Source organism: Hanstruepera sp. CR43 (genome assembly GCF_055227665.1).
Map to the genome: position 1 here is coordinate 219,263 of NZ_CP200078.1, position 21,061 is coordinate 240,323.

Consider the following 21,061-nt stretch of genomic DNA (forward strand, 5'->3'; position numbering starts at 1 on the left):
AGTATTTATTGTATCGCTTTAAGTGTTAATTCAACAAAGAATTTTGAAGGTGAACTTGTTTTGCTAATATTGGTCAATGATGAAAAATGATCCTTCAAAAAATGCTGATATAAAGCACCTTCCGTAATGTTACTGGCCAGACTTAACGGATATTGATAATTAGGATTTATAGACAGTATAATATCATTGAGTCTGGATATGATACGTTTATAGGCCACAAAATAACCCTCTTGATTTTCCTGATCCACTTGCTTGGTCAAAAATGATTTCGAGTTTTCATTAATGATAATTCTATGGAGAACAATCTCGTTGATATGGGTAAATGTGGTGTCTTCCGTAACAGTTCTGGTTAGTACCTCAATAGCTTTTTGTAACTTTTCTTTAGTGTCTGAAATATTATTGGTTTCAAATACCAATTTGTATTCCAGCCATCCCCAATACCAAGATGATAAATAGAGTAGCAGTTTATGTTTACTCTCAAAGTACCTATAAATAGAGCTTTCATTTGATTTGATTTGACTCCCTAATTTTTTGAAAGTAAAATCATCAAATCCAATCTCATCAATTAAGATAATACTGTGCTTAATGATGCGCTTGCCCAATTCCGATGTTTCAGGGTCTTTAAGGTAAATTTTTTCGGGAACAACAATTTTAATATTTGAAAACAGCTTATCCATGTTATATTATTTTAATTGCAAATATAATAGTAATACTATTAAAAAAGAAATATTAACTTTTATTTAATAAAGATTTTGATAAAAGGTAAGGTCAGAATTTATATTTATCGTAATATTGCAATATATAAATGAATTATGGGTATAACGAAATCTGAAATATTCACTGAAACTCAAAATGAGATTGCTTTAATAGCGAAAGCTATGGGGCATCCAGCACGTGTCGCTATTATTCAACATTTGTTTAAAATAAATGCATGTGTTTGCGGGGATTTAGTAGATGAAATTGGTTTGGCACAACCCACCATATCACAGCATTTAAAGGAGTTAAAGCAATTAGGTATTATTCAAGGCACCGTAGAAGGGACAAGCGTTTGTTATTGTATTGATCAAAACAAATGGCATCGCATTAAAGAGATACTGAAGAGTTTCTTGGATATGGATACTTCTAAATCTCAAAATGATTGCTGTTAAAAAAATTTAATCTTATTAATCGGTATATTACAATTAAATAATTATTATCATGAAACTATCAGAAATAAAAAAACATTTGTCACAATTGGAAACCATTTCGTTTAAACTACCCAATGGGTCTTTAGTTCCCAGTCATTTTCATGTGACAGAAATAGGTAAAATCAATAAGCATTTTATTGACTGTGGTGGTACAGTCAGGGAGGAAGAAGTCATTAATTTTCAACTCTGGAATGCCAATGATTATAATCATCGTTTACACCCTGAAAAGCTTGTACATATTATTAATTTATCAGAAAAAACATTAGGACTGAACGATTCTGAAATTGAAGTGGAATACCAAGGGGAGACTATTCAGAAATTTGCTTTGGAATTTGATGGAATTAATTTCCTATTGACTTCAAAACATACTGATTGTCTTGCTAAAGACAACTGTGGCATACCTAAAAGTAAACCCAAAGTGCGATTGTCTGAACTACAAAACGAACCTTGTTGTTCTCCCGATGGTAATTGCTGTTAAATTCATTTTAGATTGTTCATGTACACAAAATTATTAGCCACTATAGAGGAATTAGACACCGACTCTATTCCAAAAGAACGTCAATTAATATTAAAATCTTTAATGGATTTTATTCAAGACAAAGTGGATATCAATCAAGAAATACGTTTAAACTTTATCTGTACACATAATTCCAGAAGAAGTCACTTGTCGCAAATATGGGCTCAAACCATGGCATCATATTATCATTTGAAAAATGTTGCCTGTTATTCTGGAGGAACAGAAGCCACGGCTTTATATCCTGCAGTTACAGAAACATTAAAACAGACTGGTTTTCAAATTCAAGAATTGTCAATAGGAGAGAATCCCGTTTATGCGATTAAACATTCAGAAAATGAAAATCCCATTATCGGTTTTTCCAAACGTTACGATAATACCTTTAATCCGAAGAATCAGTTTGCTGCCATAATGACCTGTTCACAGGCCGATGAAGGCTGTCCCTTTGTATTGGGTGCTGAAAAGCGAATTACCATAACCTATGACGACCCAAAGGCCTTTGACGACACTGCGCAACAAATGGAGAAATATATGGAGCGTAGTCTTCAGATTGCAACAGAACTTAAATATGTGTTCTCGCAAATACGAGTGAATTTATAATATGAAGAAATTAAGTTTTTTAAATAGAAATCTGACCCTTTGGATTTTTTTGGCTATGATAGTAGGCGTAGGACTGGGTTATTTTATTCCCGCCTTGCCAAATATTATAAACTCTGTGGCTTCAGGTTCTACCAATATTCCTATTGCTATCGGGTTGATTGTTATGATGTATCCACCATTGGCAAAAGTCGATTACGGCCTCTTGCCCAAAGTATTTAAAAATGTCAAAATACTATCCATTTCATTAATCCTCAATTGGATTATAGGACCAATTCTCATGTTCGTCCTAGCACTAATTTTTTTAGGTGATTACCCAGAATATATGGTTGGCTTAATTTTAATTGGCTTGGCAAGATGTATTGCTATGGTATTGGTATGGAATGACCTTGCGGAGGGTAGCAGTGAATATGGTGCAGGATTAGTAGCACTCAATAGTATTTTTCAGGTATTTGCCTATAAGTTTTTATGCCTGGTTATTTATCACCAAATTACCACCTCTTTTCGGTTATGAAGGTGCGATAGTCGACATATCCATTGAAACTATTGCTGAAAGCGTGGCCATTTACCTGGGTATTCCTTTTTTATTAGGCATGGTTAGTCGTCTTGTTTTAGTGAAAATGAAAGGAAATCATTGGTACAACAACTCCTTTATACCGGCCATTTCGCCATTAACTCTAGTGGCTCTTTTATTCACTATTGTGGTCATGTTTTCATTAAAAGGGGAACTTATTGTGAACATCCCAATGGATGTACTATTAATTGCTGTGCCTCTGTTGATTTACTTTACGGTCATGTTCATTATAGGTTTCTTTTTTACCAAAGCAATGGGAGGGGAGTATGACAAAACAGCAGCTGTTGCCTTTACGGCAGCAGGAAACAATTTTGAATTGGCTATTGCCGTCGCCATTGCGGTTTTTGGACTGAACTCTGGTCAGGCCTTTACAGGAGTCATTGGCCCATTGGTTGAAGTTCCTGCCTTAATACTTTTGGTAAGGGTAGCTTTTTGGTTGCGAAGAAAATATTACAATTAAAAAAAGCGCAACCTAATTGAGGTTGCGCTTCTTATGAATAAAAATTTAATCTTTATGAGACTACTCACAATTATGTGAGTTTTCTATTCTAGCTAAATAGTAATCCTTACTGTAAGTTTTTATACATTGTTCACGTTTACTATCCCACCACAATTTGTAGGTCACTCCATCTTCTTGAAAGGTTTTGGTATTAGCAAAACCATGTTGTTCTAAATTAGCATATGCTGCTTTAGCTTTCATACCCTTCAAACTACTGAAATTATACCATTTGGATGAATTATTCTGATTACTTGAGTAATGATGATTGTTATAGTTATGATAATTATGATTGTCGTTGTGGTAAACATTCTCATAACCGCCGGCATAATAACTATCCATGCGTTTATCGGCTTTACCATCATTATAACCTTTATTGTAAGCGTTTATTTGAATTTCAGAAGAATAATTTTCGTTTCTCCTTAAATTTCGCTTACCATCATGGTAACCTCTTCTATAAGATTGTTTTTCATCATCATTTCTATAATTACTATTATAACCATAATCGTTATAATTGTAACTACGGCCACCTGAACTAGCAGATTTTCCACAATCTGCGGGTAAAGAAGAAACAACAGACTTTACACGTCCATCACTAACACGAGTAACTACACATTTCTTTTTTGAATTACTCCACCAATAGCCATAGCTACCAGCAGTGCTCTTATCTGTTTTAATGTGTGTATAACCTTTTTCATTCATTTGGTAATCTAACGAGCTGGCTCGCATGTCCACCAATGATGATAAATCTCTTGGCGTATCTTGTGCTTGAAGACTAGTAAAACCTATACAGAGGAGTAAGGTAAAAACTATTTTAAGATGTAATGTTTTCATGACTTATTGATTTTTGGTTTATTTACAGTTATGAGAGTTTTCAATTCTTGCTATGTAGTAATTCTTACTGTAAGTTTTAACACAATGGTCTTTTTTGCTGTTATACCAAAGCTTGTAAGTGACATCATCTTCTTGGAACGTTTTTGTGTTATCATAGCCATGTTGCTCCAAACTGGCATAACCTGCTTTGGATTTCATGCCTTTTAATTCATTAATATCAAAACCTCCATGATTACCTGAATGATGATCATCATGACCTCCGCCTTTACCACAATCAGCAGGTAGTGTACTAACTATTGAAGCAACCCTTCCGTTATTGGTTCTGGTAGTGATGCACTTGCCTTTACTACTGTTCCAATAGTAGCTATAACTATTTGTATCGCTTTTTTCATTTTTGATAAACTTATAACCTTTGTCGGACAGATTATCATCAAGATAAGCTGCTTTCATGCCAACTAAATCTTTTAAGTCACTTGGAGTGTTTTGGGCCTGCGTACTGAATACAACAAAGAAAAGTAGTATTGCTAAAGTACTTTTGAAATGAGTGTTTTTCATAATTTAAAAATAATTGATTAATAGAAATTTGGTTTCCACTAATTTACAACATTTTTACAATATATTTTTTGAAAAACAGACAATTAAAACTTATTACATATCTATTCATTTTGATATGCAACAAAAAGTAATGAGCGCTGAAAACAAATCAAATTAATTAATCACTCTTTTTAGCAATATCGAAGGGCTATGAATAGTAATTAAAGGGTTTTCTCAATGACAAGTTTTTGTCCAATACGAAGCGTCGCGTTTTTACGAATGTGATTGGTTTGACACAAGGCCGCAATACTCACATTATTTCGAGCAGAAATTCTGGATAAGGTATCTCCTTTGCGCACAACATATACTTCTGTTGGTCTTTCCAGATAAGCTTCCAATTCCTCTTCAGTAGTCAGTAAATCCAATTTACTTTTGCGCTTGCTACTATGTAATTCAGGTCGGGTCCATTTTTTAGTAACCCAGAGTTCCGAAGCATTAACATCATTATGTTCATCAAACTTTAAGAGGTACTCTGGATTGATATGAACACCTCGATAGGTCATCTCTAAATGTAAATGGCTACCACGTGCATTCCCTGAACGGCCACCTTTACCCAAAAAATCACCTGCTTTAACAGTATCATTGGCTTTAACACCATAACTCGATAAATGGGCATATAAGGTTTCTAATCCATTATAATGTTCTAACAACCACAGTACGGCCGTGTCCTGAAGAATAATTTGCAAAACGTACAATACCATCAAACATGGCATATAAACTATCACCCGTAATTAAATCAATGTCAATACCTCTATGAGCACGACCCCAACGCCAACCAAAACGTGAAGTAATGACTTTGTCTCTTCCTATTGGTGAAACATAAACCGAATCTTGAAATGAGAGTTGAAGTGGAAAATCAACTGGATTATCATAGTCAATCTTAACATTTTCAGTATCCCAGTTTTCAGCTGTGATATCGTAAGCAGCAATGTGTTGATTGTAATCAACATTAACATCCATTGGCTCAATATCCATATCTTCAAAAAGGTCCAATATTTTATGAGCTTGTTTTAGTTCTGGGCTACTTTGGGCAAATCCGGATAGCGCAAAACCTATGAACAGTAGGCTAAATAATGATTTCATTTGCTATTAATCTTTTTAATTTGATTGATGATGATTCTTGGTTGATTTAATTTTTAGTCGACGAAAATAATAAAAAATTCGATAAAGGGTGTTAAAATACTGTTAGAGTTTAGGGTTTTTTAAAATTTTAACAATCTTTTGCCAGCACGTATTTTATCGATGATTTTGACTTCTGTTTTCTATTTAACGAAAATATTATGTGTTCATAAGGTTTTTTATCACATAACAAGTTGGATGACATAGTTTTACATGAATTTAAAACCTACTGTACCATGAAAAATCTTATTCGCCTTTTAGTATGTATACTTGTTTCTTTAGCTTTTCATACGCTCAATGCCCAAGATTCTGCTAATGTTTTAGAAGAAGTTCCATTTGATTACCTAACAAGAAACCCAATCTATGACTACGATGCTGAAATGTTAAGTAATACGGATACGATTCCAGATTTCGAAAGTCAAGAATCCAAATTAAAAATTACGGGTACTGTTTACCAAAGTGATGGTGTCACACCAGCCAAAGATGTCATTCTGTATATCTGGCACCAAGATGCCAATGGATACTACGATATGAAAACCGATAATCACAAGCGATATGTCAATCACAGAGGTTGGATAAAAACGGATGCTGATGGTCAATATACTTTTTATACATTTTTCCCTGGCTCATATCCTCATAGTAAAGAAAAGCGCCATATTCACCTAGAAGTTAAAGAAGCTGGTAAAGCGGATTATGCTTTAAATGGATTCCTGTTTGAAGATGATCCATTTTTATCGAAAATCTGCCGTAAACGTCTTGCAAAAAAGGGTATCAATAACATCCTGTCAACTCCTAAAAAAGGTGATTTGCACGTGGCTAACCACGACATCATTTTGAAAGCTGATAACTAGTAATATTTAAAGATTTTCCAACTTTTTGAGCATGGCGACAGCGTTGCGATTATTCGGATTAAGTTCTAAAGACTTTTTATAGTTTTCTTTAGCCTCTTGATTTCTTCCTAAAGTCATAAGCGCTTCAGCATAACTGTCATAAGGATTATCTTTTTCAGGAAACGCATCAATACTCAATTCGAATACTTTGGCTGCAATACTGGCTTGACCTACTTCTAAATACCGATAACCTGCAACGATTAATTCTTGTTCACTTAAATAATAATCGGTATTATCTCGATTCCGTTTAAAAAATGAAATGCCCGCTTCAATACCATTTTGGTCGATGGTTTCCGTTAGAAACTTGGCTAAAGGCATTTTAGGAAAGTCATAAGGCTCATCATACAAGATGCCTGTAATGGCTGTTGTCATATTGTTCAAAAAAGCACGTCGCGTATTATTCAAAAAAATAATGGTTGTTTGACTTGAGGGAATATACGTATACAAAGCGCAAAATCCATCAATGGCACCACTATGTCCAATAGTTTCAATTAGTTTTCCCGTATTGCCTATCGGTTTTTCCAAAAGTTCCCAGCCATATCCATAATAACCGCTATATCCCGAGTCTGGTATCTGCTTGTCAAACATAACCTTTAATTGTTCTTCGGACAGTAATGTCCCATCATGCAACGCCTGATTAAATAGAAATAAATCTTCGACTGTGGCATATAAACCTCCGGAGGCATAAGCTGTTGATTTATTGGAAAGTTCAATATTAAAATAATCTCCAAAGCCTTTATAGTAACCTGAAGCCATATTTTTAATTATAGGTCTATTCCTAAAGTAACCCGAGCTTTCCATTCCCAATGGATTAAATATCCGTTCTTGTAAGGCTTCCTCATAGGTTAATCCAGTCACAGTTTCAACTAGGTAACCCAAGATATCGTAGCCAGCATTGCTGTATTCAAATTTTTCTCCAACTAGGAATTCTAATGGCATGGCCAATATATCACTCACTATGTCTTTGGGGTTATTACTATCACTGACATTTTTAAAATCTCGAGATATGCCCGACGAATGTGTTAGTAAATGGTGAATAGTAATGTCGTTTGCATGGTTATATTCAGGTAAATAATTAGAAATGGGTTCATGTAAATCCAATTTACCTTCAGCAATCAATTGCATAATTAAGGTAGCTGTAAACGGTTTGGTAAGTGAAGCAATTTGAAATTTGGTTTCTGATGTATTCGGAATCTCCCAGGAACGGTTGGCCAAACCATAACCTTCTTTAAAAATAACCGTTCCTTCATGGGCTACCAATACCGAGCCGTTGAATCCTTCATAATCGGCGTATAATCCAACTAACGAATCAATTTTATGGGCTTTTGTATGGGATGCTGAAATTGGTGATGTTTCCTGACCGCATGATAAGCTCATAGCAATCAAACTAATCGCTATGAGCATCATGAATTGTTTTTTAATCATAAGTAAGTAATTATTTCAGCTTAACAACCAAAGAATTCAAATTTCAGAACACCATCGTTCTGCTTGATTATAAATGGGATCTTTTCTAAAGTACACGCAGGTTCAATGGTGAATTGAATATAACCATGAACTTCAAATGAGTTTTCGGTATTCAATTGAATTTGTTGGGTGTAAGTGGTGTTTTCACGAACCCAGTTTACAGGACCATTAATAAAAGGATGCAAATCTATCTCCTCTTTAGTTAATGGGTTTTCAATGAGCTTTCCAATGACTTCAAAGGCATCCGTATCATCTATTATCATAGTAAATTTACCGGAGAATTCACCGGTAGCATTAGGTGATACAAAGTGTCCTCCATCTTTCAAGCGCATATCCACAATTAAATTATAAAGGGAATGACTTTGTGCTTCGGCGCGAAACGCCACAGCGAAAAGTTCCCGGTTTAAATCGGGTTGATCAAACAAAGAGTATTCAAGAGGTCCTTTTTTGCAGGTCAGCACCGCGTCATTCTTGGTGTCAGTCATAGCTAAAGCCAAATCCTGTGAAGTCATTGACTGGTTTTGGCAACTCAACATAGTGAGTAGGCAAAGGGTTAAAATAAATCTAGTCATAATGTTCGTTTTTTTAATTCATCATAAAACTAGGGCTATCAAGTGTTTAAAGTGTCAAAAAAATGTAAAAGAAGTGCAAACAGTTTCAAAAAGTCCTAAAAATGTGTGTAATTTACACCTGTTATGAATAAAAAAATTATTTATAGTACTGTTGGATTGCTTTTGGCCATCATATCAGTAATTAATCTACTACGTCCCGAATCTCACACCGATAATTTTCCTGAAAAGGTTAAAATAGCGTTGCGTGATGCTGGCAATCAATTGCTGTTGGCCAATCAGGATTCTACCTCGCTCATTTTGCCTATAAAAGAGCTGGAACCATTTAAATATGAATTGTCTTTTGAAAGACCCCTTAAAATAGAGCCCGACAGTCTGGTTAGTATATTGGATAGGAGTTTGAAAAAAACGGAACTCCCCAATGACTATCTTACCGAAGTGTTGCAGTGTATAGATAATGAAGTGGCTTATAGCTTTGATATGAAGAAAAGTATCGATACAGATGTGATTCCTTGTCGCGGTCGGGACTTGCCCAGTAATTGCTATACCATTACAGTGCTTTTTACAGCTGCACAAATGGCAGAAAGTAACAGCTATTTATGGTACTTATTATTAGTACTGGGTTTTATACTGATGGCATTCGGCTTTTTCAATAACAAAACAACCGCTATAAAAGCACAGTCCACAGGTGACCACTTGGAACTTGGAAGCTTTTATTTTTATCCAGAACAAAATAAACTGGTCAAGCAAGCCACTGAAATTAACCTATCTAAAAAGGAATGTGAAATATTAGCATTGTTTGTAGAACGCCCCAATCAAATAATTAAACGCGATGAACTCACCAAAACAGTTTGGGAAGATAACGGTGTGTTTGTAGGACGCAGTTTAGATACCTATATTTCCAAACTCCGTAAGAAACTTAAAAGTGATAAGTCCATTAAGTTAACCAATGTCCATGGTGTAGGCTATAAGCTGGAAGTCAACCAGTAATTTGTTTATATTTACCTAAAAACATCTAATGGATCCACGCGTTGAAGATTACTTAAATCAACAGAAGCATTGGCAAGACGAACTCCGTTTGCTACGCCAAATAGCATTGGATTGTGAACTTTCAGAAACCATAAAATGGAAACAACCTTGCTATGTGCATAATGGCAAAAACTTACTATTGCTGGGTTCATTCAAAGCCCATGCCTTCATGAGCTTTCTCAAAGGAGCTTTGATTGATGATGTTCATAATATTTTAACCAAACCAGGTAAAAATACTCGTAGTGGTCGCATAGCGGCATTTACCAATGTTACTGATATCAAGAAACATACGAATGCGCTTAAAGCCTATATTTTTCAGGCAATAGAATTAGAAAACAAGGGAATTACCTTTCCTGCGTCATCAAAATCTGTGGAAATCCCTGAAGAGCTGGAAGCTGTTTTTAAATCAGATTCAGATTTTAAAGAAGCTTTTTTTGCCTTAACACCTGGACGCCAAAGGGGCTATGTAATCAACTTTACAGCACCTAAACAAACCAAAACCCGAACAGCCCGAATTAAAAAACAGCGAGACCGTATTTTAAAAGGCAAAGGTATTCACGATTGCGTTTGCGGTCATTCCAAAAAAATGCCTAATTGCGATGGTTCCCACAAGTTTCTCAATAAGGTTAATTAGTTGATCCGTCTTCCTTATATTTATAGAATAAAATTTAAATACATGAAAAGGTTAATATGCTTATTGTTTTTTATTGGCACTATAATGGTACAAAGCCAGACCACAACCCATGATTTTGAGGTATTGCATGACAGTCGCCATTTAGGTACATTACATGCTACCAAAACCGTTACCGGTAATCAAGTAGTGTATAACAGCCATACGGAAATAGCTTACCAGCTTATGGTCAATATTGAAGTAACCTATGACTATGATGTAACCTTTGTTGGAGGAGAACTCAAAGAAGCTAGAGCTCATATTACGGTGCGTGGAAATGATAAAACCAAAGTCAATACCATAAAAAAGGGTACTGGCTATGAATTCTATTCTGAAGGGGAGTTGACCAAAACTATTAAAGGCAGTATTACCCATAGCATCATTCAGTTATTGTTTGATGAACCTTTGGGTGTCACCAGTATTTATGCTGAAGAACACGGGGAATACCATGAATTGCGGGAATTAGCCGATCATACCTACCTTAAAACAGCACCCAGTGGTAAAAAGAATACCTATTTCTACAGAGATGGTGAACTCCAGAAGTCTGATGTCAATGCTGGCATCATCAAGTTTTCTATAGTCAAAAAAGACTAACAGTTTCGTAACATAATCCTCCGTTTTTTTCAGTATCTTTAGGATTCTGGGTTTCAGAATGGAACCAGCTGTGCAACCAAAAACTATTAATCCTGATGAATACTAAAAGTGTCAAGGCCTATGGAACGGAGTCTCCTGAAGCCGACTTAAAACAATTACAGATAGACCGTCGTACCGTTCTATCAAAAGACGTAGAAATCGATATCCTATACTGTGGCGTTTGCCACTCCGATTTACATTTTGCCCGAAACGATTGGGGCATGACCCAATATCCAGTAGTACCTGGCCACGAAATCGTGGGGCGAGTGACCCAAGTAGGTAGTGAGGTATCTAAATACAAAGTAGGCGACTTGGTAGCTGTGGGCTGCCTGGTGGATTCCTGCCGTACCTGCAGCAACTGCGAAGCCGATTTAGAACAATACTGTACAGGTGGTTGGGTAGGCACCTATGGTGGTTACGACAAACATCTAGACACCAATACTCATGGAGGCTATTCCGAAACTATCGTGGTTGATGAAGACTTTGTGCTTCGACTTCCTGAAAATTTAGATAAAGCGGGTGTTGCGCCAGTTCTGTGTGCAGGTATTACCACCTGGTCACCATTGCGTTACTTTAATGTTGGTGTGGACAGCAAAGTGGCCGTAGTGGGTCTTGGTGGTTTGGGCCACATGGCTATCAAATTAGCAGCAGCTTTAGGTGCTCATGTAACCTTGTTTTCACGTTCTACCAATAAGATAGATGATGCCAAGCAACTGGGTGCTAATGAGGTGATTATCTCAACTGATGAATCTACCATGGAAGCTGCCGCTGGACGTTTTGATGTCATCTTGGACACGGTGCCTTATGCGCATGATTTCAACCCTTATATTAATACCTTGAGTACTAATGGCACATTGGTGGTATTAGGCTATTTAGGACCTTTAGATCCACCTGTAGTTACCGTACCTATGATTATGGGGCGTAAATCTGTGGCAGGTTCTTTAATTGGCGGTATTGCCGAAACCCAGGAACTATTAGACTTCTGTGGTAAGCATAATATTGTGTCCGATATTGAAGTCATCAATATGCAGGATATCAATAACGCCTATGAACGCATGCTGAAGAGTGATGTCAAGTACCGCTTTGTGATTGATATGAAGTCGTTAAAGGGCTAGTTTACAACAAGCGTTCAGCTACTTCCAGCCAATTGTGCACACGGGTATAACCCGTGTTATGTACATTGTGAGGCGAATCAAAGAGTAGGGTATCTCCTTGGAACTTATCCAGATTATAACTACGGTCATCTATCAACAGGTCACCGTTTAATATAAACTTGTGCCCACACATAATACGATGTTGCCAGGGAATAAACGGAAAGTGTTCATCCAGCCAATCGCTTTTTTCCTTTAAGGAATTGGGAAATTGAGTAGCTGCTGTAGCAATGTATACCTCATGCTTATGCCAAAGGGCCTCCATAACTTGCTGGCTATCCTTTATAGGTTCCAAATCCCTGAAGAAGCCAATACGGTGAACATGATCGTGAATACTCATCTGGTGCTGTTCGGGTACATTCTGCCAGACTTCACCACTGTTTATATGGGCTAAAGAGAGTTCTTGCTGGTGTTCCTGGTTATAGAGTTCAATGTGTTTGCCATAGGTATCGGCAAGTACATCATCCATGTCTACAAAAATGGTCATAGGTTTCTTTTTTGCAAACTAACAAGCTTTTAAAACAACTGGCAAACAATTCACAAAATCTTAATTATTAAATAATATCTAAAAAACTTTCAGGAGTTTTTGGGTGTTGGTTGTTATATAACTATACAACCAATAAATAGACAACATGAAAAAGTTACTTTTAATGCTTGGGGCAGTAGCATTGTTCAACTGCTCATCCGATGACAACACCATCCAAAATCCACCAGTAGACCAAACCATTTACAATCCCGATTTGACCATTGTAGAGAATCTAGACAATGGGGTAGCGGTATTGGATATTACCGCCGAACTGGGCGTAGAAGCCTTATACGGAATGGAATATGGAGGTGGTTTTATTTTCCATGTGGATGAAACCGATGGGAAACTTTTTGTGGCTACCGATTATTCCACGATTGGACAAACCTCCTGGGGCGATCATTTTGATTTAACCAATAGTGCCGAAATAGGTGCAGGACGAGACAATACCCAACAGATTGTAGATGGCAACCTAGTCGATAATAGCGGTGTAGCTAACGGTCTGGAGTTTGGTAGTGACGATTATGCCTTTAAAATTGTCTGGGATTTGGAATATGCCGGTTATGATGATTGGTTTGTACCTAGCAAAGGTTCTATGGAGGCTATTTTTGATAATGTACACATGCGTGGTATGGGTAATTTTGATGAAGCCCAGTTCTACTGGACATCAACTAAAGATGGTTACCAGCCTTACGTAATGACTTTTAACCCCAACACCTTTAATGGCGATTGTTTTTTAGGCACTTGTTTTGCCTCTAATGCGGTTGTGATTGTAAGAAGTTTTTAGAATAAACGACCATTGAAAAAGAAATAGTTAGTAAGTTAGTCTGAAATGGTGCTTGAGCAGTTTGTTTGAGCACCATTTTTGTTTTGTTATGCTAGATATCTTAACAAGAGACCCTGAAACAAGTTCAGGGTGACAAATCAAAAACTGTTCTTGTCATGCTGAACTCGTTTCAGCATCTAAAAATTTGTTACATTTAGTTATGGTAAAAAGAGCCTATCATAACTATTGGGTATATATCCTAACAAATAAACCCCAAGGAACATTATATATAGGAGTTACTGGTGGGATTGATGACCGAATGGAACGCCATATAACTGGAGAGGGTAGCAGCTTCACTTCCAAATATAAATTGAACATGCTGGTTTATTTTGAAGAGTTTCAATACATATACGATGCTATCGCTAGAGAAAAACAACTAAAAAGATGGCACCGACAATGGAAAATCAATCTTATTGAAAGTGAAAATCCAGAATGGAATAATCTTTATGAATCTTAATGTACTAGACCCTGAAACAAGTTCAGGGTGACAGTAATAAACCAATTTAAGAGAACTTTATGACAAATCCCTTTACTAACAAACCAGAGCTTGTTATCTTTAGCTTATAACTATAAACGAAAAAACATGAAAACATTATATGAAGCTACCACCGAAGCGGTTGGTGGACGTAAAGGCCACGTAAAATCTGAAAATAGCCCGATTGACTTTAGCTTGTCGGTACCTAAATCTATGGGTGGTGATGGTGGCAACGGTGCCAATCCGGAACAACTCTTTGGTGCGGCTTATGGCGCCTGTTTTGGTGGAGCCATACAAGCTATTGCCCAACAGCAAGGCCTTGATATTGATGATGAGGCTTTGAGTGTCACGGCCATTATTGGATTCTGTAAGGACGAGGATGGCTTTTGCCTGGAAGCCACGCTGGACTGCTATATCCCAGGTGTGGATTTGGAAACCGGGGAGGATCTGGTTGAAAAGGCCCATGAAATCTGCCCGTTTAGTAAGGCTACCCGTGATAATATTACAGTGACCTTAAACTTGTTACTGGACGAGTAGACCCTGAAACTAGTATTCGCCATTTCGTTTAATATATAAATGTACTATAATGTTCTCGCGTTATGTAACTTGAGCTTTGGATAAAAGCGAAAGTCCTTTCTATATTTTATTGAAAAAATTTTATGACGAAAGTTTATTTGCAATTTAATGGAACACTCTTTATACGAAGCGACAGTAGGAGAGTAGTGTAATGTGTGTGGAATGGCATTGACAACCATAATATTTAATACTTAAATCTGCATTTTTGAATAGAATATAGTTTATTTAAATTAGAGAATTGTCTTTGAATTAATATCTATAATATATATATTTGGTTTAGGTAATTAATTGGTAAGCCTGTTCGTTCGTGCAAAGATATCATCTACCAATTTGATAATAATAATATAACCTTCGAGAATTATTATTCACTAACAGATTACGAACGCTTTCTTCAGAATAATGATTTTTGATTAAAAGAATATATTATGGATATTATCAAATATTTCAAATTACAAGCAAAAAATTTATTGAAAGATTTTAAGGAAAATCAAGCTTTCTTTGAAAACCGAGGAAAATTTGAGTACGAAATAGATCGTGAAAAGTACTTTAAAGTATCAATGGTTTTTGATGATTTTAATGTAGATGAAACTAATTTTAAATTAGGAAATGCACAACACGTTATTGCAAAAATGGTGGGTTTCACCAACTGGTCACAATTAGTTAAAGCTTCAAATGAAGAATTGGAGTTAGCTAAATTATATTTTGATTTTCAAGATAGATTAGAAGCGCCATTGTTTAACAAATTTCCAATACAATATAGTTTAGAAAGTAAAAAACTGGATTTCGCTCAAGAATTACATCAAAATGTAAGTATGAATGTTTATTTTGACTGTTACAGAATTGACTATGATTCAAATTCTGATGACCTAAATACTGAAGATATTTTTAGTTTAGTTGGTTATGAAGTGCTTCCCAATAATAAAAAAGATTCATCCATTTTATAAATAGAGGGAGTAGAACTAAAGTATCGATGTATCGTCAATCAACTAAAAAGTTTGTGCGAAGCAATACGGATAGTCGCAAGGAGTGGATTAGTAACAAAGCTTCTGCGGTTTTCCGTATTTCATTCTTTTCTAAAAACACTTTCTTACAAACATAATGAAATTGAGGGACGAGATGCAAGAACTCCTATTTATTAAATATGGGATTGACGAGTAAACATTTTTTATGCGACGACGTAGGAAGGAAGCATAATGTGTGTGGAATGAAATTATTTAGACTTATTTACTTTATTGTTTTCCATATCATATACTTATTAAATTTTACTATATTTAAACTCTCCTTAAATTAATTATCAGCTTGAATTAATTTGTCTTAATTTCAAATTTTGCATTTTGAAATTAATATAATTTCATATACTATAAATTGAATGGACTTTGTTTTTATTAGTGATGTTTTAAATAATTATAATATTGATCTCGAAGTTTTGCGACCAAACAGCAATCTTTATAATATTTCTTTATTGCAACATATAGGAGTTTTTCATGTTGAAGAAGATCGATTTGGCAATCAAAATGATGAAGAAGTCAAGTTTAATAATTTTTTACAAACTTCTTTTGACAATAATTCTGCTCTGATAGTTACACCTGAATACTCTTGCCCATGGAATAGTGTTAGATCGTTATTAAATAATCATGATGATATACCAAACAATGGAAATTTAATCGTTTTAGGCTGTGAATCAATTACACCAGAATTTATATTTCAATTCAAAGATGAATTTCATGAAAAGAATAATATTGAAATATATTTTGAGGAAGACATTTTTGAAAATGCTGGTGGAGTATTATTAGATCCTTGCTGTTATATATTCAAAGCATTGAATGAGAATGGAGAAGAGAAAATAATAGTACTAATTCAATTTAAAACCCAACATATGGGTGTTTGGGAGAGTGCTTTAGAGCAAGAAAAATATATTCCTGGTAGAAGATCTTATATTTTGACAAACACTACAAGTTCGAATAATTTAGTAACGGTTATTTGTTCTGATGCCCTAGTCTTTAATAGTGAGATAGTTTCAAATGCAGATTTTCAGGATTATTGGACACACAATCCATTTATAGTTTTAAGTATACAAATGAATCCAAAGCCATGTGATGAAAATTTTAGAAAATTTAGGAGGGAAATATTAAGTAACCAGAATAAGGATATAATTACCTTGAACTGGAGTTCAAAAAGTATAGCTTCTTTTGATACTAATGATAAAAAACTTTTTTCTAGGTATGGAAAGAGTAATATTCATATCAAAACAGAACATATTAAAAATAGTGCTATTGATGAACAGAACTTAATCAAAAGTAACCATAACCTTGGACTATATTATGCTTTTTTAAAACCTGACAAACATTTTTTTTATATTAATCCTAAAGTTGAAATTGCTTTTTTAAGACTTCGAAAACCATATCAAGGTAATGCTCCTGGAGCAGCTATAAGAAGAAGAGGCCCAAAAATAGAAAGAATATATAATTGGGATGGGCAAACAAATGTTTTTAATACTCTTCAAGAAATAGAAGATGAATTCGTAGAGCTTCTTAATGCTCTTGGAATAACATCAAGTAGTCTTCATGATGCAAATTTTAATATCCTAGATAAAGAAAGACTTTTAAATATTTCATTAGGTAAAATTGATATAAGGGAAGGAGGTGATAACTGGCATATTATCAATAAACTCAAAAGTTTTCAATTAGATGAATTAGAAACTATATATCGATTTACAATGATTTTTGATGAAAGTGGATATGAATTTCGAAAAACAAGTCTCGAAAAATTGGAGGATCTTAACTTAAACATATTAACAGATCCTAATAAATTTCCAGCCATAATATCTTCATTTAAAGGGAATTGTAGTGAAGTCATGTTTTATAAAGATGGTCAATTTAATTACAAATATAACCTAGTTAAAAATGGAGGTGATGAATATGCTACTGTTGCTTATTTAGGTTTAGAATCTAAACAAGAAGTTGAAAGAACATTTGATAGGCTTTTAAAATTATTCTCTAAAGAAGACTTAAGTTATAAAAGGATAGTAGTTTGGTATAAACCAACTATAAATTCTTACGACAATAAGGCAACTCCAGTTCCAAAAATAACAAGTTTGCCAAAATCTAATAATGTTTCATTTACTGAATAAATATGAGTAGAGCAGTTGAATTAAAAAAAATTCTACCAAAAAGTTTTCACTTTGATAAAGAGATTGGAGATAACCTTCTAGTATTTAATCAAAAATATAATGATAATATTGTTTCTCGCTACTATTTTGATACAGCAAACGACAATCTGAATATAAAAATTGATGATTACCAAGAAAGGTTTATTTCAAGTGATTTCTTTAGTTCTTCAGAGGGTTTACAATGGAATTTTTATTTGATTTTTATTCGAGAGGAAATTGATTTAGAAACTAAAAAAATCATAGAGAATGAAGAATCTTATGCTCGTAAATTTGTTTTTAATAAAGAAGAGTTAGAAAAATACTTAAAATATGAAAAGTCAGCATCTTCTGAAGACGATGATGTTGTATCAAGGTGGAAAGAGAAATTAAGTTCAGTAGATTTACAAGAGGTTTTTAGCGATGAGAACTATAATCAAGCAATCCCAAGATTCATTGAAGGAAAAGCAAAGAAAATAGATGATTTAGCACCAGTAGATAAAAAACCAAGTGAGAAAGAGAACTTCATTCTAAATTCTGTTTCTACTATTAAACTAGGTGATAAATACAGAAAATATCCTGAAGCTAGAAATTATAATTTAAGTAAAGTAAATCTAGTTTGCGGCCCAAATGGTGCTGGAAAAACTTCACTTTTAGAATCTATTGAATTAGTTGTAACTGGCAATAATGTTCGAAATGAAAATCTGAATGATATCAGTAATCAAGTATATGCAAAATATGAATCAAATAATGGTTTATATGAAGATGTATCTACCAAATCTTTAATAAAATATAAGGCAAGAGATTATTTTTGGTACAATAAGCCGTTTAGCAAATACAATCAATTACATAATAGTTTCAATCGTTATAATTTCTACAATTCTGATACAGCATATAAGCTCTCAAGTAGCCCGAACAGCGCAGATTTTATTGGTTATCTTTCTTCTATAGCCCTTGGACCAGAGTTTGGAGCAATAAGAAAAAGGTTATATGGGTTTAATGAGAGATTGTCAAAAGAGAAACGCTCATTCGAAAATCAATTAGACTCTCTAAATGAAGCTAAAAGTAGTGCTGAAGAAAAAATAAAGAGCTATAAAAAAGTTTCAAATCCTGATATATTATTTGAAAATTTCATTAGTAATGCAAAAAAAGTGAAATGGAAGAAAGCCTTGCCACTATCAAAAGAAGATAAAACAGAACAATTTGAAGAAGATTATAAGGAATTACTTTCTTATTTAAATACTTTGGTGCATTCAAAAATAGAATCAGAGTCAAGTCTAACTAGAAAGATTAAGGATTTAAATGAATTAAAAACAAAACTGAATATCATTGAAAAACGTAAATCTGAAGCAATTGGACTTATAAATAAAAAGGAAACCTATCTTAAAGAAATAACTAATAAAAAAGCTATTCTAGGAAAAGCAATAAATTATTTTAAAGAACCAAAAAGTTTTAAAATAAAATCTATTGAATCTGACATCCAAGTTTTAAAAGATAAAATAATAAAATTTGAAAACTACGATAGTCAACTTTCAACAATAGATCTAGAAACTATTCTTAAAAGTGATAATACAATAGAAATATTTAAAAAAACCATTGATGAAAAATTAAGAGAAAAGACTAAAGAAAAGAGTATAGCAATTGAACATTTAAATCTATTAAAATCTACGCTGGATACCATTAAATCAATTATTTCAGAGATAAAATATTATGGTAAAGAATATGTCTCAAACATGAAGGAAATTCATTCTTGTCCTCTATGTGAGAGCCCTCAAACTAAAAGCCAACTTGAGCAAAAGATTGAAAAAATTTATAAGGATAATAATAGTTCAAAAAAAATAAGTGCTTTTAATAAAAATATTTCTTCATTAGAAAAAGAGATATCTGGTTTATCAAAAAATATAGAAACCATAAACAAGTACGAGTTAGTAATAAAAAATTTAATTCCAGATTACGAGGATAAAAAAATATCTGAAATAAACGAAGAGTATAAGAAATTACGTAAAGACAATATTGATTCTAAAAAGAATTTAGATGAATTAGAAATTTTATTTTCCTTTTTAAAAAGCAATGGATATAGCAAAATAGAGTTTGAAGAAATCCAGTCATCAGTTAATGAATATTTTACTCATTTAATTTTTTCAATTAAAAATAAAGAAGCATTTGAAAATGAATTAACTAGTTTAAATAGCATTGAAAATAAATCTAAAGATGAGATAAAAACTATTAATAAAAATTTGGAAAGTGATAGTTTGGAAATTCAAAAAATGATTGATGGTAAATTCGATTCAAAGAAATATATAAATGAAATAGATTATGAAATTAATGAGTATAATTCTTATTTAGATTTCTTCGAAAAATCCAAATTATTTATTGAAATAAAATTTACTGAATTAGTTATAGAGATCAGGCATAGAATAGAACATTTATATGAAAGTTTCAAAAGTTTTAAAAACGAACTAATAAACTATCAAGAATTAACTTTAGCTAATAAAATTATTGAAAAGTCAACAAAGGAAATTGAGGATATTAATATTAAAAATAAAAGAGTAAAAGGTGGATTAAAAATTATAAATGAAATACTTATAAAAGATAGCGAAGAAAAAGTGTTAAGCGGTTTTTTTGAGAAAAATATTGAAGAGATAAAAAACATATTTACAAGTATTCATTCTCCAAAAGAGTTTGTAAACCTAGAAATAAAAGGTGATAAAATTGCTTTATTTAAGAAAGGGTTTGATTTGCCAGTTCCAATTACGGAAATTAGTACTGGTCAAAGAAGTGCTCTTGCTCTTTCAATATTTTTAGCGTTAAATAAAAAGCTAAAAAGAGGGCCAAATGTCATAATGTTTGATGACCCAGTCACTTATACTGATGATTTAAACATTTTATCATTTTTTGATTATTTAAGAAATCTAATTATAAATGAATCTAGACAAGTAATTTTCGCAACAGCAAGTAATAAAATTGCTAATTTATTTGAAAAGAAATTCAGTTTCCTTAAAGAGGATTTTAGCAAACAGTTATTAACTAGAGATTTAGGATAATAAAACAATTTATATCTGAACAGTTAACTTTAAGTTTGGCCTCATAAAATTTTGGTTAAAACAATAGGTGAGTGTAACGATCATATTTTAGGTGTTTAGTAATTCAGTTTCTTAAGAATTTCTATTTTACATAATATTTCCACATAATTTT

Annotated in this window: 22 protein-coding genes and 1 pseudogene; 15 read left to right on the forward strand and 8 right to left on the reverse strand. The window is 33.6% G+C overall.

Features of this window, described 5'->3' with window-relative positions:
- Nucleotides 1-5 precede the first annotated feature (5 nt).
- Entirely contained in the window at nucleotides 6-677 is a 672-nt protein-coding gene (locus ACKXGU_RS00925; RefSeq protein WP_463466209.1) for a TetR/AcrR family transcriptional regulator, read from the reverse strand.
- 135 nt (nucleotides 678-812) lie between these two features.
- On the opposite strand from ACKXGU_RS00925, the gene ACKXGU_RS00930 reads away from it, so the two are divergent.
- The 4 genes and pseudogenes from ACKXGU_RS00930 to arsB all read left to right on the forward strand — a co-directional run bounded on the left by ACKXGU_RS00930 (nucleotide 813) and on the right by arsB (nucleotide 3,332).
- The gene (locus tag ACKXGU_RS00930; RefSeq protein ID WP_463466210.1) at nucleotides 813-1,148 is read left to right on the forward strand and encodes an ArsR/SmtB family transcription factor; all 336 of its coding nucleotides are present in this window, start codon (nucleotides 813-815) and stop codon (nucleotides 1,146-1,148) included.
- 49 nt (nucleotides 1,149-1,197) lie between these two features.
- The gene (locus tag ACKXGU_RS00935) at nucleotides 1,198-1,665 is read left to right on the forward strand and encodes a DUF6428 family protein (RefSeq protein ID WP_463466211.1); all 468 of its coding nucleotides are present in this window, start codon (nucleotides 1,198-1,200) and stop codon (nucleotides 1,663-1,665) included.
- Nucleotides 1,666-1,683: 18 nt separating this feature from the next.
- Nucleotides 1,684-2,301 carry an arsenate-mycothiol transferase ArsC gene (locus tag ACKXGU_RS00940; protein ID WP_463466212.1) on the forward strand — a complete coding sequence of 206 codons (618 nt, stop codon included), beginning with the start codon at nucleotides 1,684-1,686 and terminating at the stop codon, nucleotides 2,299-2,301.
- Nucleotide 2,302: 1 nt separating this feature from the next.
- Nucleotides 2,303-3,332, forward strand: a pseudogene (arsB, locus tag ACKXGU_RS00945) (ACR3 family arsenite efflux transporter).
- Nucleotides 3,333-3,392: 60 nt separating this feature from the next.
- Here arsB and ACKXGU_RS00950 read toward each other — a convergent pair.
- The 4 genes from ACKXGU_RS00950 to ACKXGU_RS00965 form a co-directional block, all read right to left on the reverse strand.
- Nucleotides 3,393-4,202: a hypothetical protein gene (locus ACKXGU_RS00950; protein ID WP_463466213.1), complete on the reverse strand. Its 810-nt coding sequence runs from the start codon at nucleotides 4,200-4,202 to the stop codon at nucleotides 3,393-3,395.
- An 18-nt stretch (nucleotides 4,203-4,220) separates the two neighbouring features.
- Entirely contained in the window at nucleotides 4,221-4,757 is a 537-nt protein-coding gene (locus ACKXGU_RS00955) for a hypothetical protein (RefSeq protein WP_463466214.1), read from the reverse strand.
- 200 nt (nucleotides 4,758-4,957) lie between these two features.
- Nucleotides 4,958-5,497 (reverse strand): peptidoglycan DD-metalloendopeptidase family protein, encoded by a 540-nt coding sequence (locus tag ACKXGU_RS00960; protein ID WP_463466215.1) that lies wholly within the window; start codon nucleotides 5,495-5,497, stop codon nucleotides 4,958-4,960.
- Entirely contained in the window at nucleotides 5,430-5,879 is a 450-nt protein-coding gene (locus ACKXGU_RS00965; protein ID WP_463466216.1) for a hypothetical protein, read from the reverse strand. The genes ACKXGU_RS00960 and ACKXGU_RS00965 overlap by 68 nt, the downstream gene beginning before the upstream one ends.
- 272 nt (nucleotides 5,880-6,151) lie before the next feature.
- On the opposite strand from ACKXGU_RS00965, the gene ACKXGU_RS00970 reads away from it, so the two are divergent.
- The gene (locus ACKXGU_RS00970) at nucleotides 6,152-6,766 is read left to right on the forward strand and encodes a dioxygenase family protein (RefSeq protein WP_463466217.1); all 615 of its coding nucleotides are present in this window, start codon (nucleotides 6,152-6,154) and stop codon (nucleotides 6,764-6,766) included.
- A 6-nt stretch (nucleotides 6,767-6,772) separates the two neighbouring features.
- Here the strand turns inward: ACKXGU_RS00970 and ACKXGU_RS00975 are convergent, their stop codons facing one another.
- Together ACKXGU_RS00975 and ACKXGU_RS00980 are read right to left on the reverse strand one after the other, a co-directional pair.
- Nucleotides 6,773-8,230: a serine hydrolase gene (locus ACKXGU_RS00975; RefSeq protein WP_463466218.1), complete on the reverse strand. Its 1,458-nt coding sequence runs from the start codon at nucleotides 8,228-8,230 to the stop codon at nucleotides 6,773-6,775.
- Between the two features lie 20 nt (nucleotides 8,231-8,250).
- On the reverse strand, nucleotides 8,251-8,781 hold the full coding sequence (locus ACKXGU_RS00980) for a hypothetical protein (protein ID WP_463466219.1): 531 nt from the start codon (nucleotides 8,779-8,781) through the stop codon (nucleotides 8,251-8,253).
- Between the two features lie 183 nt (nucleotides 8,782-8,964).
- Between ACKXGU_RS00980 and ACKXGU_RS00985 the strand changes: the two genes are divergently transcribed.
- The 4 genes from ACKXGU_RS00985 to ACKXGU_RS01000 all read left to right on the forward strand — a co-directional run bounded on the left by ACKXGU_RS00985 (nucleotide 8,965) and on the right by ACKXGU_RS01000 (nucleotide 12,285).
- On the forward strand, nucleotides 8,965-9,828 hold the full coding sequence (locus ACKXGU_RS00985) for a winged helix-turn-helix domain-containing protein (RefSeq protein ID WP_463466220.1): 864 nt from the start codon (nucleotides 8,965-8,967) through the stop codon (nucleotides 9,826-9,828).
- A 28-nt stretch (nucleotides 9,829-9,856) separates the two neighbouring features.
- Complete coding sequence (locus tag ACKXGU_RS00990) at nucleotides 9,857-10,501, forward strand: DUF1801 domain-containing protein (protein WP_463466221.1); 645 nt, start codon at nucleotides 9,857-9,859, stop codon at nucleotides 10,499-10,501.
- Nucleotides 10,502-10,543: 42 nt separating this feature from the next.
- Entirely contained in the window at nucleotides 10,544-11,131 is a 588-nt protein-coding gene (locus ACKXGU_RS00995; RefSeq protein WP_463466222.1) for a DUF6134 family protein, read from the forward strand.
- A 95-nt stretch (nucleotides 11,132-11,226) separates the two neighbouring features.
- Entirely contained in the window at nucleotides 11,227-12,285 is a 1,059-nt protein-coding gene (locus ACKXGU_RS01000) for an NAD(P)-dependent alcohol dehydrogenase (protein WP_463466223.1), read from the forward strand.
- Between the two features lies 1 nt (nucleotide 12,286).
- On the opposite strand, the gene ACKXGU_RS01005 is transcribed toward ACKXGU_RS01000, so the two are convergent.
- Nucleotides 12,287-12,808 (reverse strand): 5' nucleotidase, NT5C type, encoded by a 522-nt coding sequence (locus ACKXGU_RS01005; protein WP_463466224.1) that lies wholly within the window; start codon nucleotides 12,806-12,808, stop codon nucleotides 12,287-12,289.
- A 145-nt stretch (nucleotides 12,809-12,953) separates the two neighbouring features.
- Here ACKXGU_RS01005 and ACKXGU_RS01010 point away from each other — a divergent pair, with 145 nt between their 5' ends.
- The 6 genes from ACKXGU_RS01010 (at nucleotide 12,954) to ACKXGU_RS01035 (ending at nucleotide 20,910) form a co-directional block, all read left to right on the forward strand.
- On the forward strand, nucleotides 12,954-13,631 hold the full coding sequence (locus ACKXGU_RS01010; RefSeq protein ID WP_463466225.1) for a hypothetical protein: 678 nt from the start codon (nucleotides 12,954-12,956) through the stop codon (nucleotides 13,629-13,631).
- A 199-nt stretch (nucleotides 13,632-13,830) separates the two neighbouring features.
- Nucleotides 13,831-14,127, forward strand: coding sequence for a GIY-YIG nuclease family protein (locus ACKXGU_RS01015; RefSeq protein ID WP_463466226.1), 297 nt, complete (start codon nucleotides 13,831-13,833; stop codon nucleotides 14,125-14,127).
- A gap of 126 nt (nucleotides 14,128-14,253) precedes the next feature.
- The gene (locus ACKXGU_RS01020) at nucleotides 14,254-14,682 is read left to right on the forward strand and encodes an organic hydroperoxide resistance protein (protein WP_463466227.1); all 429 of its coding nucleotides are present in this window, start codon (nucleotides 14,254-14,256) and stop codon (nucleotides 14,680-14,682) included.
- A 464-nt stretch (nucleotides 14,683-15,146) separates the two neighbouring features.
- A complete protein-coding gene (locus tag ACKXGU_RS01025; protein ID WP_463466228.1) occupies nucleotides 15,147-15,665 on the forward strand; it encodes a hypothetical protein in 519 nt (172 codons plus the stop codon).
- 425 nt (nucleotides 15,666-16,090) lie between these two features.
- The gene (locus ACKXGU_RS01030; RefSeq protein WP_463466229.1) at nucleotides 16,091-17,851 is read left to right on the forward strand and encodes a hypothetical protein; all 1,761 of its coding nucleotides are present in this window, start codon (nucleotides 16,091-16,093) and stop codon (nucleotides 17,849-17,851) included.
- Between the two features lie 2 nt (nucleotides 17,852-17,853).
- Entirely contained in the window at nucleotides 17,854-20,910 is a 3,057-nt protein-coding gene (locus ACKXGU_RS01035; RefSeq protein ID WP_463466230.1) for a hypothetical protein, read from the forward strand.
- Nucleotides 20,911-21,061: the final 151 nt, after the last annotated feature.